This is a genomic window from uncultured Cyclobacterium sp., from assembly GCF_963976465.1.
In the GTDB taxonomy this organism is placed as follows: domain Bacteria; phylum Bacteroidota; class Bacteroidia; order Cytophagales; family Cyclobacteriaceae; genus Cyclobacterium.
In genome coordinates this window covers 1-8,544 of record NZ_CAXBOC010000218.1, presented here as the reverse complement: position 1 = coordinate 8,544, position 8,544 = coordinate 1, and the positions used below count along the sequence as shown (strand labels likewise).

Annotated in this window: 3 protein-coding genes and 2 pseudogenes; all 5 read right to left on the bottom strand. The window is 39.2% G+C overall.

All coding sequences use genetic code 11. The annotated features are described in order from the left end of the window. A pseudogene (locus tag AAC037_RS13130) lies at positions 1-623 on the bottom strand (LamG domain-containing protein); the annotation flags it as partial. 23 nt (positions 624-646) lie between these two features. Next, complete coding sequence (locus AAC037_RS13125) at positions 647-2,188, bottom strand: RagB/SusD family nutrient uptake outer membrane protein (RefSeq protein WP_339903420.1); 1,542 nt, start codon at positions 2,186-2,188, stop codon at positions 647-649. Positions 2,189-2,201: 13 nt separating this feature from the next. Further along, positions 2,202-5,291, bottom strand: coding sequence for a TonB-dependent receptor (locus AAC037_RS13120; RefSeq protein ID WP_339903419.1), 3,090 nt, complete (start codon positions 5,289-5,291; stop codon positions 2,202-2,204). Positions 5,292-5,753: 462 nt separating this feature from the next. Beyond that, a complete protein-coding gene (locus AAC037_RS13115; protein ID WP_339903418.1) occupies positions 5,754-7,646 on the bottom strand; it encodes a 7TM diverse intracellular signaling domain-containing protein in 1,893 nt (630 codons plus the stop codon). A gap of 404 nt (positions 7,647-8,050) precedes the next feature. Next, a pseudogene (locus AAC037_RS13110) lies at positions 8,051-8,544 on the bottom strand (hypothetical protein); the annotation flags it as partial.

Below are 8,544 nucleotides of genomic sequence, written 5' to 3'. Positions count from 1 at the left end.
ACCTTGTACCAAAATACGGCACTAAATGAGTTGCTCTTCAAGCCTTCGGTCGGAAATTTTAGGTAGGAATCGGTATTTCCCGCATAAGCTTTGGACACTATGCCATCTGCGAAGCTCGGCGCACCAGCAATATCAGGAGTTAGAAGCTGTATCAATTCCACATAATCACCATCAAAAGGCAGGTAAAATACCTCATTGTCATAGATGGGTTGATAGGGCTCCGTTTTTTCAAAAGTAACGGACTCAGTAGCCGATTTACCAGACATGTCTGTGGCCATTACTTCAAGCAAATGCTGCCCATTGGTTAGCCCTTCAAAATTGTATACGGATAAAAACCTCCTATAATCAGGGAAATCATTGAAACTGGCAATTTCGCTTCCATCCATTACCAATGAGACCTCATTGATTTCAATATCATCAACGACCTCCAAATCTATATTTATGGCGGTGACATCCTCAACAACACGAATTTGAGTTCCTTCACTTGGAAAATTAACAGTGATTTCAGGCGCCTCATTATCCGTGCCCGGTGCCACATAGTCAATATCATCAATGTATCCTTCTGTACATGAACTGATGATTATTGACATCAAAACAATAAAACTTAACCTATTCTTTATCATTGGATTACATTTTATTTTTCTCATTAATTGTTGTTTGCTGCCTCTTTGATTTGAGGTAAAATATCCTGTTGCTCAAGAGGATAGGGCAAGAATCTATCTGCCCCGGCATCATAGGTTCTTCCTCCATAATTAAGCGCACTGGTTTTGTCATGGCGCACCAAATCATAATACCGGATACCCCATTCCATGCCAAATTCAGCAAATTTTTCATCCAAAACGGAATCAAGATCAACACCAGAAAGGTTTCCTAAGCCTGATCTGTTTCGTACCAGATTTACGGCTTCATCTGCAGAAATCACCCCACCTGAGGCCCCACTTACCAACGCTTCAGCATGGATGAGTAGGATCTCGGCATATCTAATGCAGGTGAAATTTTTATTTTCTCCATAAGAGAACCTTCCAGGTGTAAGTTGGGTAGAAGGCAGGTAATGTTTTCCACTGAGGAAATTATACCTGGGATGATTGTTAAAAACATCTCCATCTTCACTGCTGTTGCTTACCCAATTGGGCAGGGTGGAGTAGGCAGGATCCGATTGGATTTCGGATATACCATCCGGTGTAAATAACACCGTAGTAGATAATCTTTCTTGCTCATTTCTATCCAACATGAATTTCACATATTTAACAGAAGGCTCCCAAAAGCCCCATCCCCCTCCTGCACCGGCAACAGTCGGTGTCCAGTTGGCCGGGCCGAAAAAATCCCATAAATACCTGGTATTGGTCCCACTCGCTTGGCCAAAATCCGAGTATTGCAACTCCAATAAGTTTTCGTCATTTAGCTTTCCTGGAAGCTTGAAGAGCTGATAATAATCAGGTTCTAGTGTAAACAATCCACTTCCAATGATTTCATCCGTGGCATTTACTACTTCCGAGTAATTTTTCATTTCTAAATTGGCAAGGGCTTTCACTGCCAAGGCTGTATACCGGGTTACCCCACCTCGAACCTTAGACCTTTGATTTGGATGAACGCTGGGAAGATCAGGAATGGCTTCATCCATTTGTCCGGAAATATGTTCCATAACCGCATCAAAATCAGAAAGCTCAACGTTAAAAAGGTGGCTTGGCTCTGAAGAACTAGGGATCAATACTGAGCCCCAAAGTTTTGCCAGGTACATCAGTTCATAAGCCCTAAGCACCTTGATTTCAGCAATATATTGGCGAGTATCTGATTCACTGGCTCCTGCCTCTCTGTATTTTTCAATTTCCTCCATGGCACCATGCCAAAAAAGAAGGTCAGAGTAAAGGTTTAGCCAGGTGGAATTGTACATCCAAAAGCTCCTATTGTATTGAAAATTATCGGTTTCTGTCAAGGGTACCTGATCCCCTCCTGCATTGACATCATCCCCTCTCACACTAATGATTGGGTAGCTTTCCCACTGCAAGGAATAAAATTCATTATAAGCTCCATAAAGTAACAAGTCCATGTTTTGGAACTGCGTATAATCTGTATTTTCGGCAATAAATTTATTTTCCAGAGGTTCATCCAATAAATCTGTACAGGATTGACCTATCAACCCTGAAATCAAAGCCAAAAACAAAACGATTTTATATTTCTTATTTCTCATCTTTGTTTCGAATTTATAGTTTGATATTCAATCCAATGGTGTAAGTTCCCGGGATGGGGTACACTTGACGGTCTATACCATTGGCGACTTCAGGATTAAAGCCATTGTAATTAAAAAGGGTAAGTGGCCTATCCGCAGTAAGGGTAATGCTACTTTCCGGAAATTTCATTCCCAATAGCTGTTTGTCCTTGAGGGCATAGGTCAAGCGTACATTTTGCACCCTGAAATAACTTCCATCTTCCACAAAATAGTTGCTCAAATTCTGGTTCCAGCTTTTTCTTAAGCCGGCTGCTGAAGGGTATTTGTTGGAAGTACCCTCTCCCCTCCAAAGGTTTTCTGCAAGCTCAGCATCTATATTGGTGTCGTTGGTGAAAATTATTTCTCCCCTCTTCCGGTTGAGAATACTATTGCCCACCTGTCCTTGGATCAAAGCCGAGAATTCAAAGTCCTTATAAGTAAAGCCGGCATTGAACCCATAGGTGTATTCGGGTAGGAATGAGCCAAGCACTACCCTGTCTTCATCATTAATTAGCCCATCGCCATTTTGATCTCTGAATATTAGGTCTCCCGGCTGCAAGTTGTTTTCTGAAATAAACTGAGAGGAATAACCGTAATTGTTTATTTGTTCTTCAGTCTGAAATACACCGTCCGTTTCATACCCGTAAAATGCAAGGTAAGGTTGGCCGACAATAGATCGCTGCCTGAATTCAGCTGATCCGGCATCCAGACTTTCCGGTCCACCCAAACTTAAAACAGTGTTTTTTAGGGTACTGATATTTCCACCGAAATAATAAGAAAATTCAGGGCTAACAATGTCTTCCCAATTTAAAGAAAGCTCCAAGCCTTCATTTCTAATTTCTCCTACACTCCTTCTTTCACTGGCCCTAATGACCGGCGGGATAATACTAACTGCCAAATTTCTGGTGTCCCTAACAAAATAATCGGCATCGAGAGCCAAGCGCTCTCCAAAAAACCTGGCATTTAAGCCTACATTGATCTCCACAGTGGTTTCCCAACGGTCGATGAGGTCAAAGGTAGGATCCAACCTACGGCCAATTACCAAAACACCATCATAGGCACCCCTGTTTTCTACCAATTCAGGTGCACCTACTGAAGAATTGATTCCATCATTTCCCAGCTGGCCCCATGAGCCTCTTAGCTTCAAGAAATCTATTGCCGGAACATTGAAAAAAGATTCCTCAGTTAATACCCATCCTGCTCCAAATGTGGCAAAATTACCCCACTTCTGTTGGAATTTGTTGTTCCCATCTCTTCTAAATGTTCCATACAAAAGATATCGGTCTGCATAATTGTAAGCTACTCTAGAGAAATAAGATTGGTAAAAAAGCCTGTTTCCACCATCGCCGATGTCATTCAAGTCATAATCTGTCGCGTTACTTAAATACCAAAACTCCTCTTCCCCTCGCATAGGATCAGGGTTTAGATTCTCTCCACGAGCAAATAAAACTTCATTTGTTTCACTTCTGAAAGATTGCCCCAAAACTACGGTTAGGTTATGTAAGTCAAAATTGTTCTGGTAAGTTAAAAAGTTGTCCCAGATCTGATCATACCTGCTAAATGAATTTTTTCTTATTGAAGATTGCCTTTCCTCCCTACCATCACTATAAGCAAAGCCAACATTCCTGGTATTAACGCTTTCCATGCTGAAATTATAGGATGTTTTGAATGTCAAATTATTGGGAATTACCTCTATCTCGGAATAAAAATTACCTAGCAACTTGGCCACCTTATTTCTGTTGTCAGAATAAAGCAAGTTATAAAAAGGGTTTTGGTTGCTTCTGTATCCCAATTGTTGGGCATTGGACAAACGGTATGGAGTGGCAGCGGTATTGCTCTCATCATAAACCGGTAAAATCGGTACTGCAAAATAGGATCTAAACCAAGCCCCATTGTCTCCATTGAATTGCTCGGCCGTGCTAAGGTTTAAATTCCCACCAACTGTCATCCATTCTTTAACATCTGTATCTAGCTTAACCCTAAAATTCATTCGCTGATAACTATTGCGTGTTTCTTTCATTAATCCTTCCTGGTCAAAATAGCTTGCACCTATGGAATACCTTGTTTTGGTACCTCCTCCATTAAAAGAAAGATTATGATTTTGAATGGCTGCAGGTGCCATCATTTCAGCATACCAATCTGTATTAACCGCCGGCAAGGATGGGTCTATATAACTTCTTCCATACCGTTGAATGGCATTTTGTACGAAAGCCATATCAGCAGCCGAACCAGTTTCATTCACATATTGAACAAACTGCTGGGAATTAGCCATCTTCAATACATTTTGAGGATTTTGGATGCCATAATAGCCATCGTATACGATTTCAGGTTCTTGGTTGTAATTTCCACCTTTGGTTTCAATTACTACTACCCCATTAGCGGCACGAACCCCATATATGGCAGAGGCAGAAGCATCTTTTAATACAGAAATCGTTTCGATGTCGTTGGGATTAAGGAAGTCTATGTTATCAAAAAACATCCCATCAACGACATATAAGGGAGCCCCTCCTCCTTCAAAAGAACCTACGCCACGAACCCTGACAGTCGGAGAAGCTCCGGGCGCTCCGTTACTCACAATTTGCACACCTGCAACCCGTCCTTGGAGAGCTTGCATGGCTTGGGAGTTTGGGGTCTTAACAATGTCTTCTGATTTTACCGTGCTAATGGCTGAGGTAAGGTCTCGCTCACGTTGGGTACCATAGCCAATGACAACAACTTCTTCGAGCCCTTGTGCATCTTCTTCAAAATTTACATTGATGGTACTTTGATCGCCAACAATGATCTCCTGCGTTTGAAATCCGATAAATGAAAAAACCAAGACAGATTCAGAAGAGTTGACCTGTAATTCATAATTACCATCAATATCTGTGACGGTTCCATTTCCTGTGTTTTTCTCAAGTATATTAACTCCGGGGATGGATTCTCCTGAGGGATCTTTTACGGTACCACTTACCGTAACTTGCTGTGCATACAATACTCCGGAATTGGAAAAGAGAAGCACTGAAAATAAGAGTGCGGAAAATAATAATGAAAAAGGGATTTTGGGTTTAAAATTTCCTTTCTCTACAGTAAAGGGAAAATTCATAGGTTTTTGGGATTAGGTAATTTTAATAGTTTATGGTTTAAATCAAATCCGTTTTGATTCTAGAATAAAATTAGAAAAAAGGAAGGTCTAACAGTAAAAAATGCCTGACAATGGCATGCAAAAAGCCTTAAAAAAATCATCATTTTTGTCAAAAAATACCGCATTGATATCAGGAAAAAACCTCATTTAACCAAAATGAAAGCTGTTTTTAGAAATTTTGTAACGGTTGAATAACATGTGGTGTAAACAGGTTTGTTTAACCCATAAAATTTAAATTAGGCTAATAATTCCTAACTACTTCATGCAGGGAATTTTTGCAAAAAATAATCCAAGCCATGCATCTTTTCTGGCATTTTAATCCTCAGAATAAACCGGCTGTGCAAGAAGCAACAATTGAAAAAGTTAGCACATTATTTAATCCTTAAATAGAAAGATAGGTAGAATGAAATTGATTTTTTAGTATCAATAATCAACCATTTCAGATAGTACTATTTCTTCCCAGCCAATCTCAAAACCCGATTCACTGTCTATTCTCGTTAGGATTTTCTTCCGGAATGCCCAAATTGTATTTCTTCTCAAATCCAGAATGGAAGCAAGTTGATCCAGGGTTAATTTTTCATGGGTGAGGTAGGAAGCATAAATGATGTAAAAGGCTTTGTCTAATGGAAATTTAATTCCGTGGAAAATTGTACCTGCAGTAACAGAATTGATATGCCCACATTTGGTACACCTACGGCTAAATACTTTATTGGCCTTTCCATATTTGTTGTTGTCACATTGGCTACACTGAAATGAATCCGCCCACTTTAATTCTTCTAAATACCTATAGCAGGCGGATGAATCAGGGAAAATTTCTCTAAACTCAGAAAGCGTTAAGGATTTTTGCGTCAACCTCGCCTTAAAAGAGGCCCTAATGGAGCTTTTTAATTTCCAATTGTCCTTATCCAAAAGGGCATTGATTCGTTTGATCTCCTCATCCTTGGCTTGAAGCTGGCTATTGTAAGTTTCCAGCAATTCATTTTTTGCCTGGAGCTCAGCAGTTCTAATACTTACTTTGGACTCCAGCTCCTTGTTCACTTTTTCCTTCAGGAATATATTCTCTTTGTATTGGGTAAGTGATCGTTTTAATGCTTTGTCGCGAATTTCTTTCATTAACCTTATCCTATCCCCAAGTGCAAAAGATAACAGTACCATCTCCAAAAGAAAGGCTATGTGAAGGCTATAATATACAAGCGTGGTATGTGGAAGTATGGCGTAATTTGCCAAGACTTTTATACTAATACCAATAAACAATACCCCATAAGCCATGACAAAAAATCTAGCGGCTTTGTATTGCTTAATCAATAAATATACGGCAGTAGTAAGGATCAATAAAAAAGGTAAGCTGTCAAAATAAGTCAGTTCAAAATAGTTGTGATCTACAAATAAGCCCATAAAGAATAGGAAGAATTTACCTGCTAGAGACAACCACAATGCATAATGAAAGAATCGGGCTTTCCTTCTGGTATTCAAAAACCTTACGGTAAACAAAATGGCCCACAATACGATTGAAAAACTAAAAACACCATTGACAACAGTATTCCATTGGGGGAAATTTGGCCAGAAATATTGAAACCCTATGCCATCAAGACTCATGGCATACAAGCCTACACTTAGGAGATAAAGGATATAATAAACATACTTCATCTCCTTTACTGCCAGGAAGATTAAAAAATTATAAAAGGCAATAATTAATATCATTCCATAAAATAACCCATAAAGAAAATACTCACTTAGCGCGTAATGCACAAATCGGTTCAAAGACCTGAGTGCAATTCTAATATCTGCTTTTTGGGAAGAATTAATTTTAAAATAAAAATTTGAAATACCTGCTGTATCATTGGCCAGTTGCAACTGAAAGTTCTTATGGCTAAAAAGCCGCTGTGAAAATGGGTTATGGTCTCCCATTGCCTTCATCTCATAGCCCCCTTCCGCTTTGGGAATATAAGCTTCTATTTGATCAATACTTTGGTCATAAAATTCCAACAACCACCGTTTTTCACTTTCAGGACTATTATCAATGGATAGCTTTACCCAATAAGTATAATTGGTGTTGAATTTGTTTTTGCTGAAATCCGGTCTGATTTTTATAAACTGCTGGAAATCTTCCTGATTGATGTCCTCAAAAGTCAGGGTATTGGTGCTGTCTTCATAAAATTCTAGCTGATTGATGGCATAAATTCTTTCGTTCCAACCATCATCAATTTTCAAGGTGGCTTCACCTGAGATCCTCTGAGCCCAGCTAAAAGCACTAGGAATCAAAAATAACATTGCAATTAGCCATACTTGCTTATTCAATGATCTATCCATCATCATTCTATTTATTGTCCTTTGCGGATAAAAACTCAGCATCTAATCCATTAGGATAATGGTTTACTTCAAGAAGAATCCATATATCCGATGCTACATTATCTTTATGGGGGTAGAAAAATATTCTATTTTAAATGACCATCAGATTCCAATGTTGTGTCCCATAAAATAAGGAGAAACAGAATAAAACCTGAAATTCATAGGAGAAGCAACTAAAACCTTGCCACATGTTTCAAAGCAACCTTTAGGTACTTAAAATATCAGGGAAACCTCAAACGAACTATGAGAAGTATAAGCCTTAATTGGAATTAATAGTTGAATTTCAAAGGATGGAATGCAAAAGTCCGGCAAAATAAATTTAAGATTTACTTCATCGGACTTCTTTTATTCTTATACTTTTTAAAAGCTGGTTAAAACCACCGGCTAAAAATACCTGACTTTAGCCGTTTCGGTTTTACTTGGTCAGCTTTCATCTCATAAGGAAGTTGCCAGACCTTACCTTTGCTGTCACCAAAATACATTTGACTTTTGCTAAAATCATTGGGGTCACCATCTGCCCAAAAGTATAAAAATGGATCTGTTCCTTTTTCCACCCTTCGGATATAATTATGGTTTCGCTTACTTCCTTTGGTTAGTTTTTTGGTTTTGCTCCAGGTCTTTCCTTTATCAGCACTTTTCCACATTTCTACTTCTCCTCCTGCCCCATAAATTTGAGGTGAATCGTTGGTTGGTCCAATGACCATCCAATTATCCCCATCAATCCACAAGCTCCCCATATCATAATTTTGATCAGATTGGGTAATGATATGGTCCTGCCATTCTTTACCGTCCCAATGTACCACATGCCAATTTCTAGGGCCGTATTTTGGACCCGGTTGATGTCCTTGGCCTTCTACATAAAGCG

Bases quoted from the DNA above. Each gene is read 5' to 3' on its own strand.
- AAC037_RS13115 (WP_339903418.1), bottom strand. From the start codon at position 7,646: ATGATGATGGATAGATCATTGAATAAGCAAGTATGGCTAATTGCAATG.
- AAC037_RS13125 (WP_339903420.1), bottom strand. From the start codon at position 2,188: ATGAGAAATAAGAAATATAAAATCGTTTTGTTTTTGGCTTTGATTTCA.
- AAC037_RS13120 (WP_339903419.1), bottom strand. From the start codon at position 5,291: ATGAATTTTCCCTTTACTGTAGAGAAAGGAAATTTTAAACCCAAAATC.